Annotated in this window: 17 protein-coding genes; 6 read left to right on the top strand and 11 right to left on the bottom strand. The window is 58.3% G+C overall.

Annotation, left to right across the window (positions count from 1 at the left end; all coding sequences use genetic code 11):
• On the bottom strand, positions 1-861 hold an 861-nt coding region (gene purD, locus HKN37_14010; GenBank protein ID NNE47764.1), incomplete at its 3' end, for a phosphoribosylamine--glycine ligase.
• A gap of 95 nt (positions 862-956) precedes the next feature.
• Between purD and HKN37_14005 the strand changes: the two genes are divergently transcribed.
• The 4 genes from HKN37_14005 to HKN37_13990 are packed head-to-tail and all read left to right on the top strand — an operon-like array spanning position 957 to position 4,916.
• Positions 957-1,961: a flippase-like domain-containing protein gene (locus HKN37_14005; GenBank protein ID NNE47763.1), complete on the top strand. Its 1,005-nt coding sequence runs from the start codon at positions 957-959 to the stop codon at positions 1,959-1,961.
• Positions 1,958-3,148 (top strand): glycosyltransferase, encoded by a 1,191-nt coding sequence (locus HKN37_14000; protein NNE47762.1) that lies wholly within the window; start codon positions 1,958-1,960, stop codon positions 3,146-3,148. The genes HKN37_14005 and HKN37_14000 overlap by 4 nt, the downstream gene beginning before the upstream one ends.
• Positions 3,138-3,809, top strand: a complete 672-nt coding sequence (locus tag HKN37_13995; GenBank protein NNE47761.1) for a polysaccharide deacetylase family protein — start codon at positions 3,138-3,140, stop codon at positions 3,807-3,809. Before HKN37_14000 ends, HKN37_13995 begins: the two co-directional genes overlap by 11 nt.
• Positions 3,810-3,818: 9 nt before the next feature.
• Entirely contained in the window at positions 3,819-4,916 is a 1,098-nt protein-coding gene (locus HKN37_13990) for a glycosyltransferase (GenBank protein ID NNE47760.1), read from the top strand.
• Here HKN37_13990 and HKN37_13985 read toward each other — a convergent pair.
• Together HKN37_13985 and mutS are read right to left on the bottom strand one after the other, a co-directional pair.
• Positions 4,867-5,475 (bottom strand): gamma carbonic anhydrase family protein, encoded by a 609-nt coding sequence (locus tag HKN37_13985; protein NNE47759.1) that lies wholly within the window; start codon positions 5,473-5,475, stop codon positions 4,867-4,869. The genes HKN37_13990 and HKN37_13985 overlap by 50 nt on opposite strands.
• A 33-nt stretch (positions 5,476-5,508) precedes the next feature.
• Positions 5,509-8,160: a DNA mismatch repair protein MutS gene (gene mutS / locus HKN37_13980; GenBank protein ID NNE47758.1), complete on the bottom strand. Its 2,652-nt coding sequence runs from the start codon at positions 8,158-8,160 to the stop codon at positions 5,509-5,511.
• 148 nt (positions 8,161-8,308) lie between these two features.
• On the opposite strand from mutS, the gene HKN37_13975 reads away from it, so the two are divergent.
• Complete coding sequence (locus HKN37_13975) at positions 8,309-8,872, top strand: hypothetical protein (protein NNE47757.1); 564 nt, start codon at positions 8,309-8,311, stop codon at positions 8,870-8,872.
• 6 nt (positions 8,873-8,878) lie between these two features.
• On the opposite strand, the gene HKN37_13970 is transcribed toward HKN37_13975, so the two are convergent.
• From HKN37_13970 to HKN37_13960, 3 genes are read right to left on the bottom strand one after another with little or no spacing between them, the layout of a single operon-like run.
• Positions 8,879-9,997: an NAD(P)/FAD-dependent oxidoreductase gene (locus tag HKN37_13970; protein ID NNE47756.1), complete on the bottom strand. Its 1,119-nt coding sequence runs from the start codon at positions 9,995-9,997 to the stop codon at positions 8,879-8,881.
• A gap of 4 nt (positions 9,998-10,001) precedes the next feature.
• Positions 10,002-10,730 carry a methyltransferase domain-containing protein gene (locus tag HKN37_13965; GenBank protein ID NNE47755.1) on the bottom strand — a complete coding sequence of 243 codons (729 nt, stop codon included), beginning with the start codon at positions 10,728-10,730 and terminating at the stop codon, positions 10,002-10,004.
• A gap of 31 nt (positions 10,731-10,761) precedes the next feature.
• Positions 10,762-11,232: a GNAT family N-acetyltransferase gene (locus HKN37_13960; GenBank protein ID NNE47754.1), complete on the bottom strand. Its 471-nt coding sequence runs from the start codon at positions 11,230-11,232 to the stop codon at positions 10,762-10,764.
• Positions 11,233-11,376: 144 nt separating this feature from the next.
• On the opposite strand from HKN37_13960, the gene HKN37_13955 reads away from it, so the two are divergent.
• Positions 11,377-12,543, top strand: coding sequence for a T9SS type A sorting domain-containing protein (locus tag HKN37_13955; protein ID NNE47753.1), 1,167 nt, complete (start codon positions 11,377-11,379; stop codon positions 12,541-12,543).
• 309 nt (positions 12,544-12,852) lie between these two features.
• On the opposite strand, the gene HKN37_13950 is transcribed toward HKN37_13955, so the two are convergent.
• The 5 genes from HKN37_13950 to HKN37_13930 all read right to left on the bottom strand — a co-directional run bounded on the left by HKN37_13950 (position 12,853) and on the right by HKN37_13930 (position 19,897).
• The gene (locus HKN37_13950; protein ID NNE47752.1) at positions 12,853-14,511 is read right to left on the bottom strand and encodes a M28 family peptidase; all 1,659 of its coding nucleotides are present in this window, start codon (positions 14,509-14,511) and stop codon (positions 12,853-12,855) included.
• Positions 14,512-14,534: 23 nt separating this feature from the next.
• Positions 14,535-16,010 (bottom strand): T9SS type A sorting domain-containing protein, encoded by a 1,476-nt coding sequence (locus HKN37_13945; GenBank protein NNE47751.1) that lies wholly within the window; start codon positions 16,008-16,010, stop codon positions 14,535-14,537.
• Positions 15,994-16,887: an alpha/beta hydrolase gene (locus tag HKN37_13940; GenBank protein NNE47750.1), complete on the bottom strand. Its 894-nt coding sequence runs from the start codon at positions 16,885-16,887 to the stop codon at positions 15,994-15,996. Before HKN37_13940 ends, HKN37_13945 begins: the two co-directional genes overlap by 17 nt.
• Positions 16,888-17,064: 177 nt before the next feature.
• Positions 17,065-18,717 (bottom strand): T9SS type A sorting domain-containing protein, encoded by a 1,653-nt coding sequence (locus HKN37_13935; GenBank protein NNE47749.1) that lies wholly within the window; start codon positions 18,715-18,717, stop codon positions 17,065-17,067.
• A 259-nt stretch (positions 18,718-18,976) separates the two neighbouring features.
• Positions 18,977-19,897, bottom strand: a complete 921-nt coding sequence (locus HKN37_13930; protein NNE47748.1) for an aminotransferase IV — start codon at positions 19,895-19,897, stop codon at positions 18,977-18,979.
• Positions 19,898-20,067 lie beyond the last annotated feature (170 nt).

Here is a 20,067-nt window from a genome sequence, read left to right as displayed (position 1 = left end):
ATTGTACTCCACCACTCTGGGCCCATCAATGGTGAGCATCAATCCGACATACAGAAATCCGGTATAGGAATGGCCTTCCTCCGCCATCCCGAGAATTGTCGGGCGAATAATCTGATCCACAACAACTCCCAGGACGGCGTCGTCGAGGATTACGGCAGGAGCGTAGGCACCCATACCGCCTGTATTCGGTCCTGTGTCACCGTCACCCACCCGCTTGTGATCCTGTGCGGTTGCCAACAGAACGAAGTCGGTACCGTCACACAGGGCAAAGACGCTCGCCTCCTGTCCCTCCATGAACTCCTCGATAACGACCGAGTCCCCGGCCTCACCGAATTCGCGTTCAATAAGCATGCGCCGGATCGTTTGCCGTGCGTTGTCAAGCGTCTCACAGATCACGGCTCCCTTACCTGCTGCGAGACCACTCGCTTTGATCACGACGGGCGCGCCGCATTCTTCAATGAACGCTTCTGCGTCGCGTATCTGAAGCGCGTCGAATGTGCGAAAGGCAGCCGTCGGGATTCCATTCCTCAGCATGAATTCCTTTGAGAATGCCTTGCTTCCCTCCAATCGCGCCGCCGCCGCTGTTGGACCTATGATCCGGTGCCCTCGATCTCGGAAGTGATCAACGATGCCATCCACAAGCGGCTGTTCAGGGCCGACGATTGTTAGATCGACACGCTCGGTTTCGACGAGCGCGCACAGGGCAGGGACATCCGAAGCGGCCACCGGCACGTTTCGCGCATCTACTCCCGTACCTGCGTTACCGGGAGCAACGAGGATTTCATCAACCCCGGCACTCGCAGTCAGTGCGTGAACAATAGCGTGCTCGCGTCCGCCGGACCCAACAACAAGAATCTTCATCAACGAGGCGGTTTCAGTTATATTCGTGCCATTCCCAAGATACAGGCTACGCCGCTCACGCGACACGACTGCGAAGCAGCGTATGGCGTTTCACTTTGATTCAGACGGCCATTTCCCACAGTAATTCCAGATCGGTCGTTGGTACTGTATTCAGAGTCGTGCTCGCGGCGGCTGCGATAGGGTTTGTAGCAACGCGGGTCGACGTCTCCACCATTGTTGCCACGTTGCGACAGGCCGATACGACGTGGATCATCCTGGCAGCACTACTGCTGCCCGTCAATCTGGGGCTGGAGGCCATGACGTGGTATCCGGTTCTGCGTCGTGTCGCGACTCGGGCAGGTCGCGGCGAGACATGCCTGGCGGTGCTCAGCGGGTACCCGCTCGGGATGTTCACGCCGGCACGTGTCGGCGAACTGGCGGGACGCGCTCTTTCGATTCGTGAGGGTGACAGGACGCAAATCGCCGTGAGCGCGGCGGTCGCACGGCTTGCAGACCTCGTTGTCGTGTTTGTCGCTGGAACCGCCACGCTCATCGTGGGGCTGTGGACCGGGAGCCTGCACTTCAACGGTGCAATCGCTCTGGCAGGCGTCTCCGCTGCCGCCTCGATTCTCACGACTTCCGTCATACTTGCGCCGGGTGTGATCGCGCGGCTTGCCAGTCGCCTGCACGTCCTCCGGCGATTGGAGGACAAGCTCGAGTTCCTGTCGGAATTGCCGCTGCCCGTCATGGCTCAAGTGCTCGGATATGCTGCTCTCCGACTCGTGGTCTACGCCGGACAGTTTGTATTCCTTTCGTTCGCCTTCTCGTCGGGAGGACATCCTGGACTCACGTGGATGGCGGTGCTGCTGACGTTGCACGCCAAATCCATCATTCCGCCGATCACATTCCTTGACCTGGGAATCAGAGAAGGAGCAGCAGCCTTCTTCTTCGGCCATCTCGGCCTGAGCGCAGCGACGGGCTTCAGCGCAGCCCTCATGCTGTTCGTGATCAATCTTGTTCTGCCGGCACTTCTCGGGACGCCGCTCATATCGCGATATCGACTTCGCTCCGCCGCAGTCGCTAACGAATCCTCGCCGCACCTCGTGGAGAAAGACAAGTGAACGTCACTGCAGGACTCATCATCTTGATGGCACTGGTTGCCCTGCTGTATGCTGCAGGGATCGAATGGCTTGCCAGCGGCACACGCAGCGTCCTGAGACAGGCCGGATCGTCGACTTGGCGACCACTCGTGTCGGTCATCATCGCAGCGCGTAACGAAGAGACCAGTATCGAGTCGTGTCTGACGTCCGTTCTGGTTAACGACTACCCTGATTTCGAGGTCATCGTCGTGGACGATGGCTCCACCGACGCGACACCTGGGATTATCCAGTCGATAGCTTCCCGGTCCAGCGGTGTCGGCAACCGGCTTAAGCTAGTGCGGTCGAACCCGGTCGGTAGAGGTTCAGGCAAAGTAGCCGCACTTGCCCGCGGTATTGAAGAGTCGTCGGGGGAAGTACTTGTTACGCTCGACGCAGACTGCCTCGTGCAGCCCGGGTGGCTGCAATCCATGCTGAGTTTTATGAACCCGCGCGTCGGCTTTGTCGCTGGACCCGTTGCATACACCCGGACGTCCCGGTTCCTCAAGAGTATCGAGGCGCTTGAGTTCCTGTCCCTTATCAGCGTTGGAGCGGGTGCGATCGGAATTGGAAAGCCTCTGATCTGCAACAGCGCGAATGCCGCGTATCGACGGGAGCTATACCAACAGATGTCAGATTCGCTGCCTCCAACCGACTTTGCTGCCGCCGACGAGTTGCTCATGCACTTCGTTCATGAGAACACACCGTACGGCGTCGCGTTCTGTTCTTCGCCGGAGGCGCTGGTCACTACAGACGGTGCGGATTCGATCAGCGGGTTCTTTTTGCAACGAATGCGCTGGGTGTCCATGGTCGGCTATCTCCCTGCCGGCTATCGTTTCGCGCTGACTGCTGTGTTCTTGTTCTTCATTCTCGTGTTCGTGTACCTGTTGAGCGGATTCTGGACCACGAATCTGGCTGCGGCTGCATTGGCCGCGCTGGCAGTGAAATCAGTGATGGACTATCGGGCGGTTGCTCCCGTGTGCCGCCATTTCGGCTTTGGACGATTGCTCCGCGTATTCCTCCCTGCCGAACTCCTCTACATCCCTTACGTACTCGTGACGGCACCGCTTGGTACGCTCATCCCGACGAAGTGGAAGGGACGAGCAACTCCCCGTCAGTCGCGATCGGCACCCGCGTCGGCGTCCGATCCACATACACAGAATGAGAAGTAGACGACGTCAGAGGCTGGAGTACTTGATCGCGGCGTATGGTCCCTCGCTGGCGAAGAATATTCACGTCGATCTCATCTGGCGAATCGAATGCGGTGATGAGCCCTCGCTCTATCTCACCTTTGACGACGGCCCGACGCGTCATTTGACGCCTCGCATCCTTGACGTGCTCGACAGATACGATGTCCCCGCTACGTTCTTTTTGCTGGGGAAGCACCTTGCCGGTTCGCCCGAGGCTGTCAAGAGTATCGAGGATGGCGGTCATCGAATCGGCCTTCACGGATTCGACCATCTGGATGCGTGGAGCGTAGATCTCCCCACTATTCTTGCTGACCTTAACCGGGGGTTTTCCGTTCTTTCCTCGCAGGTATCAAGTCCGCTTCGATTTTTTCGGCCTCCCTACGGTCGTTTCCGAAAGGGGACGCGTCGATGGGCCAGGGAGAATGAACTTGCGATCGTGATGTGGGACGTGATGCCCGGTGACTTCATGGCTGGTGTGTCAGCAGGAAAGATTGTTTCTAGAGTCATCCGGCGTGTGCGAAACGGATCCATCATCGTCCTCCATGACAGCTGGAACCCTCACGTCGTGCAAAACACGGTTGCGTCCCTCAAAGCGATGCTTCCGATATTGAAAGATGAAGGGTGGCGGTTTGAGATCCTCTAAGAGCGAAACATGCTGATCTTGCTGCTTGTCGCGACCGCGGCATACCTCGCGACTGCGCTGATGGCTGTAGTCCTTCTTGGCCGGAAGATCATACCCCGCGACGCCATCGGGGATGCGGTCCTGCCTCACGTTGCCGTCGTTGTCGCGGCACGAGATGAGGAGAAGATTCTCCCCGTTTGTCTGGACGCTTTGCTGGCCCAGGACTACCCGGCTGACCGGTTGCGGATCGTTGTAGTCAACGACTATTCCGAAGATGGCACGTCCGGTGTCGCGCACGAATTCGCCCAGCGCGATGGGCGAATCCGAGTTGTCGATTCAGCCACCGCCGGCCTGCAGCCCGGCAAGGCCGCCGCCCTTGCGGCAGGCATCGAGTCGACATTGGCAGGAGTCATCCTCACTACGGATGCAGACTGCACAGCTCCGAGCCACTGGGTGCGGTCCATGGCGCAGCATTTGACCCGAGCTGGCGTCGGGGCGATTGGCGGGCCGACAACGGTTTCCGGCCAGTCTCTCCAGGACAAGACTCAGACGATTGACTGGATGCTGCTTCTCGCCGTTGCAGGAGCATCGTCTCACGCCGGCCGTCCGATCACGGCGATGGGGCTCAACATGGGCTTCCAACGAAAGCCGTATGATCTACTGGGCGGCTACGAGTCCTTTTCCAGAAGCCCCACTGAAGACTACGAATTGTTTCGAGCAATCGACGGGCTGCCCGGCTATCGGTCCCGATTGGTCGTCGACCCCGCGCTCCTCATGGTCACGCAGCCGGTAGACACGCTCAGGGAGGCGTTCTCACAGCGGCGACGCTGGGCACGGGGCGGCTTGCGCGCATCGCCGTCCACGTACGGCCTGTACATCCTGGCGTGGTCCGCAAACGCTCTGCCCATTCTGCTCCTCTTCTTTGAGCCCGTGCCCGCTCTCATCTGCTGCCTGATGAAGTTAGCCGGGGATGCAGCGGTGATTTCCAGATTTGCCCGGCGCATTCGAACAAGCGTACCCTGGAGAGCTTTTATCCCCTTCGAGCTATTCCTGACGGCATACGTCGTATTGATGCCCGTCAGCCTCCTCGTTGCCCCGGACCTGAAGTGGAAAGGCCGTCGGCTCTGAACTCATGCGGAACCCCCGTCGATTCGTAAAACGGGTTCCGGTCAGGCCGCTCCAGACCAAGATATATCCGGCTGTAGCGCACATAGTTTTCGGCATTCCGTCGGATTCCCGCCTTCTCCTCTTCGGATAGCGGTCGGATGACCTTCGCCGGCACGCCGACAACGAGTGAGCCCGGAGGAATGACAGTCATCGGAGTGACCACCGCCCCAGCTCCTACCATCGTATCGGAGCCGATTTCGGCGCCATCAAGAATCACACATCCAATACCAAGCAGGACCCGGTCGTGGACTGTGCACCCATGAACGACCGCCTGATGCCCGATTGTAACGTACGAGCCGATTTCCGTCGGCGCGGTGCGGTTTGTCACGTGCACCACCGCGTTGTCCTGAACGTTTGAGCACTCGCCGATCCGGATCCAGTTCACGTCTCCACGCAGCACGGCTCCAAACCAGATGCTGGACTCACGTCCAACCGTTACGTCGCCGATGACGGTTGCCGATGGAGCGATGAAATTCGACTCGTCGAGTCGCGGATGTATGCCGAGAAACGGTTCAACCATGGATGGCAGGGGTACTGAGGAGAAAGCGGGTGATCAAGATTGCCGTGCTCGATCACGTAGATCAGCGAGCTTCATCAATGCCTCGACAGGTGTCATACGGTCCAGATCCACACTCCTGACTTCGTCGGCAATTTCCGTTGAACGGCGGTCACTTTCTGAACGCGGGTCCTCATCCTGATCCCTCGAATCAACCGCGTCGGTTCCGCCCAATTCCACCTTTGTCCCAGGCCGCAAGTGCTGGCTTTCCAGCGTCTGCAGAATTGACCTTGCACGGCGAATCAACTCCGCCGGAAGTCCGGCCATCCGCGCAACCTCGATGCCGTAGGAGTGGTCCGCGCCTCCCGCTACAAGCTTCCGCAAGAAGATGACTTTGCCATCGTGCTCCTTGACCTGCACGCGGTAGTTCCGTACTCGATCGAGTTTGTCAGCCAGCTCATTGAGCTCGTGATAGTGCGTTGCAAACAGCGTGCGCGCTGCGACGTGTTCGTGTTCATGCAGATATTCAACAAGTGCCCACGCGATAGAAAGACCGTCGAACGTGCTCGTGCCACGACCCACCTCGTCCAGCAGAATCAGTGACCGCCGTGTCGCATTGTTCAGGATGTTCGCCGTCTCGTTCATCTCTACGAGAAACGTACTCTCTCCTGCGGCGAGATTGTCGGATGCGCCGACGCGTGTGAAAATCCGATCCACCACACCGATCTTCGCCGATTTCGCCGGCACGAAAGATCCCACCTGTGCCATGAGCACGATGAGGCCGACCTGGCGGAGCGCGACGCTCTTCCCTGCCATATTTGGCCCCGTGATCACGAGAATCTGCTCGGTACCCGGATCGGCGAACGTGTCATTTGGAATGAACGGCTCGCCGAGCGGCAGCAACTGCTCGACTACAGGATGGCGGCCTTCGCAGATATCGAGGGCAAGCGAATCATCGATCTCCGGTTTCGCATACTGATTCTGTCGGGCGACCTCTGCCAGACTGAAGAGGCAATCCAGGCGGGCCAGGAGTTGTGCGTTGCGCTGAAGAACCTCTGTATGTCCTGCCACGTGTGATCGCAATTGAGAGAACAGCTCTGTCTCGAGCGCAAGGGTTCTCTCCTCCGCCGTTAGAATCCTCTCTTCATACTCCTTGAGCTCGGGCGTGATGTACCGCTCTGCATTGACAAGAGTCTGCTTGCGGATGTAGTCATCCGGGACCTTGTCCTTGTGCGTGTTCGTGATCTCGAGGTAGTACCCGAACACTCGGTTGAATCCGATCTTCAGTGAAGTGATACCGGTTCTCGTCGCCTCTCGGGCCTGAAGTCTTGCGAGCCATTCCTTGCTGGAACGCGCCATCTCCCGGAGCTCATCGAGTTCCGCGTTGTGTCCGACCCGGATGACGCCTCCGTCGGCCGCAGAGGCGGGCAGATCTTCAGCAAGCACTTCCGCGATATGTTCGACGAGGTCGCTGCACGGATCGAGACTACCGCAGATCTCTGCAATGGCGTCGTTATTCACGTCGTTCAGCAGCGACGTCACCGCCGGGATCCGGGCCAGGGCACGGGCCACCTCGCTCAGTTCGCGCGGACTGGCGCGTCCGGTACTGGCGCGCACCGCCAACCTCTCGAGATCCCCGACCGACGCCAATTCTATATGAAGCCCTGACCGGACCTTTTCCCGTTCGTACAGTGCGTCGACGGCATCCAGTCGTTCAGTGATGTGCGAGACATCTGTCAACGGGCGCAGTATCCACTTGCGCAGCAATCTCGCTCCCATGGGCGTCTGGGTGCGGTCCAGGATCCCGATGAGGCTGCCCTCGCTTCCCGGTCCGTACATCGAGGCAACGAGTTCGAGATTCCTGCGGGTCTGAGGATCGAGCAGCATGTAGTCCTGGCTCGAGTACCGCGAGAGGTGCCTGATATGGGGCACGGCGCCCTTCTGCGTTTCGCCCAGATAGTGAAGCGCGGCTCCGGCGGCACGGATTCCCAGTTCCAGATCATCGACCCCGAATCCCTTCAGAGAATGCGTTCCGAAGTGCTCGACAAGCACCTCGTACGCATAGTCAAACGAAAGAACCCAATCGTCGACTGTCGTCACGAGGGCCTCGGTGTTGCGAACCATTTCGACCGATGCACTAAACGACTTCTCAACGAGGATTTCGGAGGGTGAAATGGACTCGATCATCTCGGAGAGCTGCTCCGCTGGAACTTCCGTCACACCGAATTCACCCGTTGAGATGTCAACAAAGGCAAAACCGACATCATTTCTGTCCTTCCGACGCGACCAGCACACGGACGCGAGATAATTGGACTGGTTGGGCTCAAGCAGTTGATCACGGAACGACACGCCCGGCGTAACCACTTCGATCACGTCACGCTTGACGATCTTTTTCGTTTTGGAAGGATCCTCGAGCTGCTCGCAGATAGCAACACGCTCTCCAGCACGTACGAGCCGCGGGAGATACGTGTCGAGGGCATGGTGGGGAAAGCCCGCCAATGGCACGTCGGCCGCCTTGCCGTTCGAGCGCCGAGTGAGCGTTATGCCCAGGAGCTGACTGACCTTCACTGCGTCCGTGTCGAAGGTCTCGTAGAAGTCGCCCATCCGGAAAAGGAGGATAGCACCGGGATGGCGCTCCTTGATACGAAAGTATTGCCGCATCAAAGGCGTATGGCCCGAGGCGCGCTGCGTCGTCTCGGCCGGTTCCATCATGTCCAATTGGAGGGGCATCGTGTGTATCTGGTGGCCTTCTAGATGGGACGGATGGACCAACCGACCGTTCCCGGGCAGCAATATTTCAGAAATGGCTTGAACGGACGAAGATTCCAGCGATACCCACAGAAATGCACGCCTGGAAATGAGTCCCTGGATCGAAATATATGATAGTGAGGAGGTTCATGGGCGCCTGCGTCAGCAGGTCGCCATGCACTCAACGACGATTGCAGCGGCCATTTCCGTTGCCGTCTTTCTGGGTTCGCTCGCTGGCCTCTATGCGCTTGGTCAAGAACTGATGCTGCTGTCGCTCGTCCTGATCGCACTCAGTGCTGCCGCAGTCACCGGTGTCCGACTGCTCGGACTACAGAGCCATGTGTGGTGCATCAAGATGTCGCCGCACATGATCATGGGCTACAATCACTCGCAGAAAGCAACTGCATTCCCCTGGTCGGATGTAGATCATGTTGCAATCGATGACCGCACGCTGTCGATCGTCGCATCGGGACGCAGCGTGATAGAGATACCGACCTCGTTCGCGGACTTCGTGCACGTCTCTCATCGAATCATGGATCTGGCGGAACTTCACCGACGCCCGATACACCTCATGGGCAAATCCCTGCCGGATGTAGAGCTCAGCTCACTAATGCCTGAACTCATGGCCCTCCTCGCCTCGCCGCTCGTCCCGGGCGCGGAGCCGGCCCGGTAAGAGATTTCAGCCGCGCGTGGCGCGGATCAGCCAATCGCCGACGGCTGGAAATCGAGCACACAGCCCGATACCCATCCGGCTCACTGATGTCCGCTCGTATCCCAGGTGAAGGTATCTGCCGATCCACATTCGCGTGCGATATGTCCGCCGCCAGCCAACCCTGTATTGCTCCTTCATCTGGTCTGCGTCAAGGCGCGCACCCAGATAGGCCTCGACGAGCCGGGCCACATGCACGCCTCCCGAGATCGCCATCGACATACCGTCACCACACATGGGTGCGATCATACCGGCGCTATCCCCCACGAAAAGAAGGTCACCCTCAATCGCCGTGCGCGGTCGAAAGTTCAACTGGCTTACGGCAAGAAATCCGTCGTTCACTCTCTCAAGAGCGGATAGCCGATCGGCCAGCAGATCGTTCTCGGGAAATACGGCCTCAATCATGTCGTTCGGTTTGCCGCCTGCAGTCCGGAGGATGCTGGCCCGGGCGATCCAGCACACATTGACGAGGCCACGCTCTATGCGTTGTATTCCGCAATAGCCTCCACGGAAGGAATGAAGCTCGACGACGCCCGAATCAAACGGGCCTTCATAGTGCGCCTTGAACGCGACCAGCGGATCAGCGTCTGCGTTCGTCGTTGTCCTCCCGAGTTTCCTTTCGAGACTGCTCGACCGGCCGAACGCGCAGAGGACCACTCTGGCCTCAAGCACTTCGTTGGCGACGTGAATCTGGAAGCCGTCAGAAAGGGTACCTGTAACAGCAGTGGCCTCCATGCCGAGCCGGGCTGTCACTCCCGACCGTTCCGCCTCCTTGATCAATGTCTCGTCGAACAGCAATCGACTGATTGACAGCGGTTTTCCCGGAAGTGAGGCGTCGAAGGTCACACCATCGACCGACGACACGAGGCATCGATTGACGGGGACGGCTCCTGCCGCCAGAAGGCCCTCCTCCACATCGAGTTGCCGAAGATGCGCCGTTCCATCACCGGACAGAAACTCGCCGCACAGCTTGTGCCGCGGAAAGGAATCCTTGTCCACGAGGCACACACTTGCACCTGTCCTCGCCAGCGCAATCGCCGCAGAACTGCCGGCAGGGCCGGCGCCAATCACTACTGCGTCGTACTGCATGGTGTCAGCGCTGCGGAAGGTTAGTCAGAATCCACCTGAACGCCCAGTGCCAGCGGACCGTCGGCTGCGACAGGCCGGCCTGGATGCCGAACGCTTCTATCTCAGATCGATGAAATGCGCGCCGAACCGAGACCGGCGCATCATGTCGAACCATCGTGGAGAATGGCAATACTCTGGTTGCAAGGAGGATCCCGTAATAGGCGATTACATTCCTCTGGATGTCATTGACAATTACGCCCGCTGACGACAGCAACAGCATTTGCTCCAGCACGGACGCACAGTCCTCCTCACTGAGATGGTGAAAGAATAGTGCGGACGTACAGATATCAAACGACGCGGGTGGCCAGTCAAGATTGAGTGCATCGCCTTCTGTAAACTCGATACGTGAGCGAACGGCCGGAGGGAGATTCAACTCGGCTGTGCGCCGCGCGAACCGGATGGTGTCGGGATTCAGATCCAGCGCAGTCAGATGAATGTCAATTCCTCGCAGCAGTCCCCATTCGACAATGCGTACAGCATAGTCACCGATGCCAGTTCCCACGTCAAGAACGCGGAGCGTCGTCGGCCTGGCGACCCGCCAGTAGGCGTCCAGTGTTCGCAGTGTCGCCCGGTAGCCTCCGAGCCAACGGTTGATCCGAGGCAGTTCAAGGAGGGCTTTCTCGAGGATCTCTATGGAGACCGTGGGGTCGTCCATCATTTCCTCGCTCGAGGCGCGGTATCGAAGGTCCGGCATGATGATCGGCAACCTCTGATTTACGAGGACGCTAGGAACCCGCCTCGGCCGACTCGCTGCCGAAGAAGTACCGCTCGAATTCAACGTCGCGATCCCACCCCATCGATTCGTACAGGCGTTGGGCAGCATCATTTGTCTTCTGCGTTGCCAGTTCAAGCGAACCCTCACCCCTGGCTGCGGCAAATTCTACAGCAGCTTTTAGAAGTGCACGTGCGACTCCCCTTCGTCGCGACGCCGTTTCGACAAACAGGTCATTCAGAATCCAGTGGCGGCAGAGGCGAACCGAAGAGAAACTTGGATACAGCTGCACGAAGCCGACGGCACAACCATCCTCATCCGCCGCAAAAAGAATAACCGATTCCTCATTGGCAATGCGGTCCAGAAGAAACGACCGTGACGCCGTCGTAGCGACCGCCATCTGGTAGAAAGATCGATAGTCTTCAAACAACGGAAGAATTAAATCAAGATGCCTGCGTTCGGCGAGGACAACACGGTAACTCATATTTGCCGGGTTCGCGATTTGCATGGCGCTCGATCGCCCGCGCATCACGTTTGTGATTTGTGAAGATACAAGCAGAGACAGTACCTATGTGCCATTCCCTTTTCACGTTCCCGGGTGCCACGATTGATCTTTCGAGTACAGCCCATGTTGAGGTCCGCCGGCGCACTGGCCGTCCTGATGTTTATCACAGACAACGCCTCCGGCCAGGTGTCACTGAGTGAAATCAGGGTCGACCAACCGGGGCCGGATACGGACGAGTATTTCGAGCTCGCAGGGCCTCCGGGATTGAAGCTGGTAGATCAAACATACCTGGTCATCGGTGACGGCACCGGTGGCAGCGGCGTGGTGGAGATGGCGCTTGCCCTCGACAATCTGACGATTCCGGAGAATGGATTCGGACTGGTAGCGGAGAGCGGCTTCTCGCTGGCTCCGACACCCGACCTTGTCGCCACCTTGAACTTCGAAAACAGTGACAACGTCACGCACATGATTGTGACCGGATTCAGCGGATCGGTGGGTGAAGATCTCGACATCGACGATGATGGGGACCTCGATCATCAGCCCTGGACGGATGACGTTGACTGCCTGGCAATCCTCGACTCCGCAGACGCAGGCGACCTGACGTACTGTGCAACATCTATCGGGCCCGACGGGAGTTCTAGTCCGGCCCACGTGTATCGGGACGGCGGTTGGCGCATGGGACCAGGCGACCCCGTGAGCGGCTTCGACACACCAGGCGAGCCGCCCGTAGCGCTGCCAATCGAAATCGAGTCATTTGAGGTTGTTAGCAGTAGCGACCGCATCGTAGTGCGTTGGACCGCAACAGGGCATTTCGGCATTGTCGAATTCCGAATCCGACGCCTCGACGATCGTGATCGCGCCATAGTAGCCAGGGTTGCCGCCAGACCCGAGAACGAGGGGGCTGGCGAGTATCGGGTGGAACTCGAAGACAGCCCGGCCGGACGATACCGGTTCGAGTTGGTCAGTATGCACGCCGACGGAACGGAATCGATTGTCGGTCGAGCTGAAACCACGGTTCATGTGAGCAGGTGGATGGATGTCTCCCAGCCGTTCCCAAATCCCACGTCCGGGCGTACCGCGTTTCACGTTACCGTTGACCGCGACAGCGAACTGGATGTCGACATCTACGATATCGGCGGCCGCGTGCTTCGGAATGTGTTCAGCGGAACCATACCGCAGGCATCCCGAAGAACTTTCGATCTCGATTTGAGCGGGCTGCCGGCCGGGATGGCCTTCGTAGTAGTGCGCAGCCGGAATCGGCTGATCACCAGACCCGTCATCATCCACTAGGCAGATTTGTTCGCGCCTCCCGCATCACAACGAGGCAAGATCGAGATACCTGTCGGTTCGGTTCACAAGGTCAACTATGTCACCGATCATGCAAACCACTCCAACCAACAAGGTGCCTCTGCTCGACTCGCTGCGATGCGCCGTAAGGCCGAAGGGAGGGCGAACGAATGAAGGCTACGGCGCCACGATGGAATGACCGCGCCTTTGATGCCAGACGGTACTAAGCGCGTACCCTACGGCACGCAGCACGGTCCGGCTAGTAGACTATGCGCTCACGATTTCGGACGAGCATGGGATCTGAACCAATCGTCATTCACCCGAGGTCATGTATCCCTCGCGTATTGACCGGAACGCGGATCGCTCGGACCACTCGGGAAATGACGTTTCGCCAGCCAGTACGTAACCGACTTCAAGAACAGCCTGCAGGTTTTCGACGAAGCCGGATAGGTCCCAGGTGTCGTTGTATTCGTCGCTGGGCTGGTGATAGTGTTTTGCGGTCCAGTCTGCCGACTGCTGAAGGCCCCACTCCAGTCCATGCTCCACACTATCGTTGCCGTTGTCGATATAAAGTGAGGGCACACCTGCCTTCGCGAAACTGAACTGATCACTTCTGAAATAGAAACCCTTTTCCACTTCAGCCTCTGGTTTTACCTCTCGGCCCTGATTCTGGACTGCCCGCGTGATGTAGCTGTCCAGATCAGAATTACCCAGTCCTACAATCGTGACGTCCCGTGTTCTTCCCCAGATGCCGGCAGCATCGATGTTGATCGCAGCAACTGTTTTGTCAAGCGGGTATACAGGGTTGGCGGCGTAGTAGGCGGATCCCAGGAGTCCCTGCTCCTCCGCCGTAACAGCGAGAAAAAGGATGGACCGTTCTGGTTGCGACGGCATCGACTTGAACGCTTCGGCCAACTCGATCAATGCGGCAGTGCCCATTGCGTTGTCACGAGCGCCGTTGTAGATCTGGTCACCCTCCAGCGCCTCGTCCTTTCCGAGATGATCCCAGTGCCCCATGTAGATGATGACCTCCTCTGGACGCTTGCTGCCTTCGACGAGCGCGAGGACATTATTCCCGGAGGAGCGGCGGATCGAGTTCTCAATACTTACAGACGCACTCAGACCGAGCGGTACGGCTCGAAACTCCTTCGTAGCAGCCTGCTGGAGCAGCGATTCATAGGACTTCCCGGCCATCTCGAAGAGCGTGCGGGCCCCACTCTCCTGAATCCAGCCCTCGACGGCACATCGCGACATGTTGTTGTCATCCCGCACGAGGTCCGACTGCGGACCCGTCCAGCCGTTCTGCACTACTCCCCACGGATAGCCGGCTGCTGTCGTTTCGTGAATGATTATTGCCCCGGCAGCACCGTGTCTTGCCGCCTCCTCGAACTTGTACGTCCACCGTCCATAGTACGTCATGGCGTTGCCGCCGAAGAACTCGGGATCCTGAGTCGCGAATCCGGGATCGTTGACCAGCATGACGACCGTCTTGCCGGTGGCATCCGTACCCGCGTAATCATCCCAGTCGTACTCCGGTGCCACAATTCCGTAGCCGACAAACACGAGATCAGATTGGTCCACGTTTACGGACTCGACCACGCGGCGCGATCCACCCACAAATTCGCGACCATACTCAAAGCTTCGAATCCGACCGCTTCCTGACACAACCAGGTCGGCCGACGGGTCTGCGGTGATTTCGACGAGCGGAACATCCTGGAAAAAAGAGGCTCCGTTGCCCGGCTTGAGGCCCAGCTTCTCAAATTCCTGCTTGAGATACTGCTCCGTCTTTTCGCCGCCAGGAGTACCTGGAAAACGACCCTCAAAATCATCCGAGGCCAGTACCGTGATATCCTCGATCAAGTCGGCTTCCGTTATACTTGACTTGCCCGTCTGTAGCCCGTCGCCGGCACAACCAGCAATCAGGATCACCGACAAAGCGGCAGGTAGCAGCAGGTTCTTGTAATCAGTCATGTCAATTCGCTCAGATCTAGGATCTACAAAGGTTGAAACACTACAGCGGACGTGCTGACGGCGTATTCGCTCCGGAGCCGGACCAGGTACAGTCCCGATGAAAGGAGCGAACCGGCATCGTCAAGGCCCGCCCATGATACCGTGTGCTGACCGGGCCCAACGATCCGGTCGAGCAGGCTCCCGACACGTCGGCCAAGCACGTCATGAATCGTTATTGCCACCCGTGTGGACTTCTCAATTTCGAACGGCAGATGCACAACGGCGCTGAAGGGATTGGGGTATCCGGGCGACATCAGCGCTCCCATTGGATCCAGCGGGCTTTCGACAGATGTCGAGATTGACAGCAGCTTGTGGATCTTGCCGTCGAACCCGCAAATAAGCAATTCACCGTTTCCATCCACACCGAAAGACGAAATACCGAAGGACGTGTCGAGGAGCAATTCGTTGGAATACACTCCCTGAGCCTCAGAAAGGGCCCAGATGCGCCCCGAGACAAAATCAGCGTACACGTACTTTCCAAAAAGGGACGGCATCATCGAGCCACGGTACACGTACCCGCCCGACACCGAGTTGTTACTGTTACTGTGAGGGTATGCATGGACTGGCAGTTCGAGCCCGTCCTGGTTACAGTTCGACGAGCCGTAGCAGGAGAACCCCTCCATGATGTTCCAGCCGTAGTTGCCGCCCGATTCGATAATGCTGATCTCTTCAAAAGCGTTCTGTCCGACGTCTCCCGTCCATAGCCGGTCCGTCTCCGAGTCGAAACTGAAACGCCATGGATTCCGGAGACCGTACGCGAAAATCTCTTCGCGATAGCCCTCGCCGTTACCGACAAAAGGGTTGTCGGGCGGAATTCCATAATTCAGGCCGTCCGACGGCTGGTCAACATCGATACGCAAGATGGATCCAAGAAGCGTTGAGCGATTCTGCCCGTGGCCCTGTGGATCTCCTCCCGATCCGCCATCGCCGACGGCGACATAGAGCATCCCGTCTGGTCCAAACTGAAGCTGTCCTCCATTGTGATTGGAGTACGGCTGGGCAAACGAGAGCAGCACCAGTTCTGAGTTCGGATCCGCTTCGTTGGCATCCGTCGCGCTGACGGAAAAGCGAGACACAACTGTGCGGTTGGGTTCATTCGCCGTGTAGTTCACGTAGAAGAATCCGTTCGTGGCGTACTCCGGATGAAACGCGAGGCCCAGCAGACCTTCCTCGTTGCCCGAGCCATCGACTCGCATGTCAATGTCGAGGAAGATCGGAGCGTCCTGGACGGCCTCTACATTCTCGAAAACGCGAATGACACCTCGCTGCTCAACCACAAAGATCCTCCCGGTTCCGTCGGCGGGGACCTGCAGATCGACCGGACGCGAGAATGAGAGACCCGGAAACGCCACCGCTTCCTGATATTGGGCCTGCGTCTTACTGCCGCACGAAACCAGAAGCATGCACAGCAGGCCATAGATTACCAATCGATAACTGGCGTTGTCAATGTTCGAAATCATCGCGCCTCCATTCATCTTGCTGTGCACCTGCAAACAGCCCCTGTTTCGGATGCAGCAGCGATCGACGTCCGGGTCTCAGGGCAAATCTCAGCGGCACCGCCACCCGGTCGCGCCAGGCCACTTCGGAGTGGTCTGCACCGTCAAATCTCAGACTCATAAAATCTACATCTCGTCGATAGCCCGACGTCGCGAATAATATGTCGACTGCGTGCTGCAACTTCTCATACGCTCCAATCTGCGCTTCATTCCCGTGGTCGAAATATATGACGTTTTTCCCGGGAGCCGGAATGCCGCTGCGGAGGAAGGCGAGCGTCGGTTTTCCTCCGACGGTCCAGCTCGTTGACATGCAAACGGCAGTTCCGAACACATCCGGATACTCGCAGATACCGTAGAGCGACACCAGTCCACCCATGCTTGACCCGAGAATCAGAGTGGAATCCGGACCGCGCTCCGTCCGAAAATCGCGATCCACCATGGGCTTCAATTCGTCGACAATAAACTTCAGGTAAGCGTCGGAGACAGGTTCGCCGCCATACCGGTCGGAAAATCGATGCCTGATCCTGTCGTTGTTGGGGAGCTGAAGCGGCTTCTGCGGCATAAACTCCTGGATTCGTGAGCTCGTGTTCCAGATTCCCACCACGATCGCTCCATACCGTACGTCTTCTGACATCAACCGCATGATCGCTTCGTCAATGCCCCAGTCAACCCCGACGAAGGCGGTTGCTTCATCAAACAGGTTCTGACCGTCGTGAGCGTAGATGACCGGATAGCGTCTTCCAGCCGATTCGCGATAGCCCGGCGGAAGCCATACGTCGACGCGCCGATCTGCAACGTGTTCGGATTGGAAAGGGTCGTAAACCTGGAACGTTCCTGACACCGACACGAGGAAATTATGATCGAGTTCTGATGGTCGGAGTCGGGTGGTGGCTATCGCGTGATGCGAGGCCGTAGTACGGGTGCGATGAAGATAGAAAGATATAGAAAATGCAAGGGCGAAGCGAGGCGGTGGCGGCCCACAGCCGGTACCTGTCGCCCGTCACGGATCCTGAGGCCGCTACTTCATCAACATCATGGTGCGGCTAGCCGCAAAGCTCTCTCCCAACGCACGATACACGTAAACACCGCTCGGCAGATCAATCGCCTCGAAGTGCAGATCATGACGTTCTCCAGCCACTACTGAGCCGTCGAACAGTGTAGCAACCGTGCGACCCAGCATGTCGATCACATCCACCCGCACGTTCTGCGATTTCTGGACGGCAAGTGAGAACCGGGTTGAAGGATTGAACGGATTGGGATACGCAGCCGTGAGTTCAAACATCGCAGCCATCTCTACCGTGATTTCGACGACCGGACTATACGTGGAGCGGCCGTCCAGATCCACCTGGCGCAGTCTGAACGCGTGGGTACCGGCGCCCGGATCCGGGATCCTTGTCTCGTAGGTCGTCTGTTCAACAGAATGTCCCGCCCCTGGCACGTATCCGACCGTCACGAATCGGTCGTTCGTGCTCCGGCTCTCGATTTCGAAGCCCGCATTGTCACTTTCAGAGGCCGTCTCCCATTTGAGCACGACGTCTGCTCCATCGACGACTGCCCGAAAATCTGTGAGCTCAACCGGAAGACTGAGATCGCAGTTGCTCATTGAGACCGTCCATCCCATATCCTCCAATACGCCGCACGTCACGGGACCTATAACATGGTTTGCTTCCATCGTGCTCAGCATCGGCGTCATGAGCGCGTTCGTCGTGTTGTTGTAGGTTTGTTCGTCAAGATGCGAATAGCTCGAGCCACCCTTCCAGGTCGTCGGTGTATACAGGCTAGGCGACTCGCCGCCGTTGGCGGACGTTGCGCTGGACCCGCCGTACAGGACGCCTCCGCTTCCGGACTGGAGGGCCGCACCGAGTTCGACCGAAAAGTCCGGATAGGACATCAGCCCGGTGTACGGCATGGATCCGTCAACCGTAAAGCGATCATAGGCGTAGGGCCGTGTGCTGTAGCGGACGGTCCCGGTGCCTGACGTGACTCGACCGGCTCCCGACACTCCAAGACCATGTCCCAGTTCGTGAAGGACAACGCTCACGAGATCGATGGTCCCCGCCGGCGGGCTGCCGTCTGTCCCGAAGTACCAGTGTGTCGATGCGTCCGGGTCGTCGCAATCCCTGTTGAGATACACGCGGATATCAGGTTGAGTGGATCCGCCCATATCCAGACCGCTCAGGACGTCGGCCAGCGCATCCACGTACCATGTATTCGAGTGCGGGAAGGCTCCGAAATCACGGTGGAGAGCTCGGGCTCCGGCGCTGCCAAGGGTGACGGGCGCATCCGTACATCCACCGCGATCCGCCCAATATGCATTTACGCGGATTTCTTGTGGAGATACAATGACCGTCTCCCAGATACCTTTTGCGTATTCGACAGCTGCTCTTGCGGCGACGGGCCATGGTTCTGCCGGATCCTCATCCAGGAACGTGACAGAGAACGTCGATGTGGGCTCCAGCGTTTTGAAGTGTCTGGATTCGTGTGCTACGTAGCGAACTCCCGTGTCATGCATGACCGGGGCAAGTGCGCAGACTGATTCCGTTTCGGGCCCGACGGAGTGCAACTCTCCCTCCGTCATGCTTTGCGCATTGACGGACTGAACTACCAGAAGCAACGTGACCGCGAGCCATGTGTCAGGTCGGCGGGAAAACCGACTCCTCTTTGTACACATCGCTTGCTCATGTCGTCTTGAACAAAGCTTCTGCCGATCCCGTACGGTGCCGAGGGTGGTGCGACCGTGCGATGTGACAGAAGCCTCTCTATCACTACAAGGAATCGGATATCGGCGACGGAACTAAAGACGACGCTGCAGGCACAGACTGCTGACGGACTTGCGCAAATCGCCGTATCGAGCGGCGAAATGGTATCTGGCCGGCTCCCGCGACGAGCACCGGCACTTGGCCGTGTGATACGTCGGGATACGTATCGCGCTATTCGGGGATGGGATATCCGTTTTCACGGACCCATGCAGCATGAAGCGCCTGCAGAGTCTTCGTGACGCGGGAGTCGAATCGGTTCAATATCTGCCGTCCGTCCACCTCAAGCACGGGCGATAGCTCGCCCATGGTACCAGTCGTAAAGACCTCGTCCGCCGTATAGACTTCGGTCAGTGATACGTTTCTCTCCTGGACAGGAATCGCGTGCGCACGTGCGAGCCTCAAGACGAGACCGCGCGTAATCCCGGGTAGACACGAGTCCCCCGTCGGGGTGATGAGATGGCCGCGCCGAACGACGAATACATTTGTCGCGTTGGTCTCCGCGACGAAGCCATTGAGGTCGAGCATGATCGCATCGTCCGCACCGGCAACGTTCGCCTCGATCTTGGCCACAATGTTGTTGAGAATGTTATTGTGGTGAATCTTCGAGTCAAGGATCTGCGGCGTGTTGCGTCGGGTCGCGGCGGTGACAAGCCGAATCCCATCGCTCGAGTATACCGGGGCCTTCCACTCCGCCAGCACAATCAGCGTGCAGCCGTATTGATTATTACGCGGATCCATACCCGACGTGACCTTCTTTCCGCGCGTCAGTGTAAGCCGAATATGGCACCCGTCGCGCATGCCGTTAGCCCGCAGGGTCTCAAAGACGGCGGACATGACGGCTTCCCTGGTCGGGACGTTGCGGAACGCCAGCGCGTGCGCTGAATCGAAAAGCCGATCAAGGTGTTCGTTCAGTTCGGCGATCTTGCCTTCGTAGACACGAAGACCTTCCCAGACTGCATCGCCACCCTGTACGACGCTGTCAAAGACCGATACGGCAGCCTCTTCCCTCGGCACAAGGCGGCCGCCAACATGGACCAGAATGTCAGAATTGCGGCCGTCGGGTAGCACGGGAGTCCGGTATTCAGTACTCATCAGCACGTGGAAGTTGTATGCGTATTGAAAGATCTCTCACCAGCGCCTCGCCCGGTCGGTTGAATAACTGGGAGGTCGCCACGCCAGCCGGTTGGCGAAGCATGGTCTGCAGGAAACGGACAAGGCCCGCGGGCACAAACCCGCGAGCCTTATGAGCGGAATACCGGGCT

Source organism: Rhodothermales bacterium (genome assembly GCA_013002345.1).
GTDB lineage: Bacteria > Bacteroidota > Rhodothermia > Rhodothermales > JABDKH01 > JABDKH01.
This window is presented reverse-complemented; position numbering and strand designations above follow the sequence as displayed.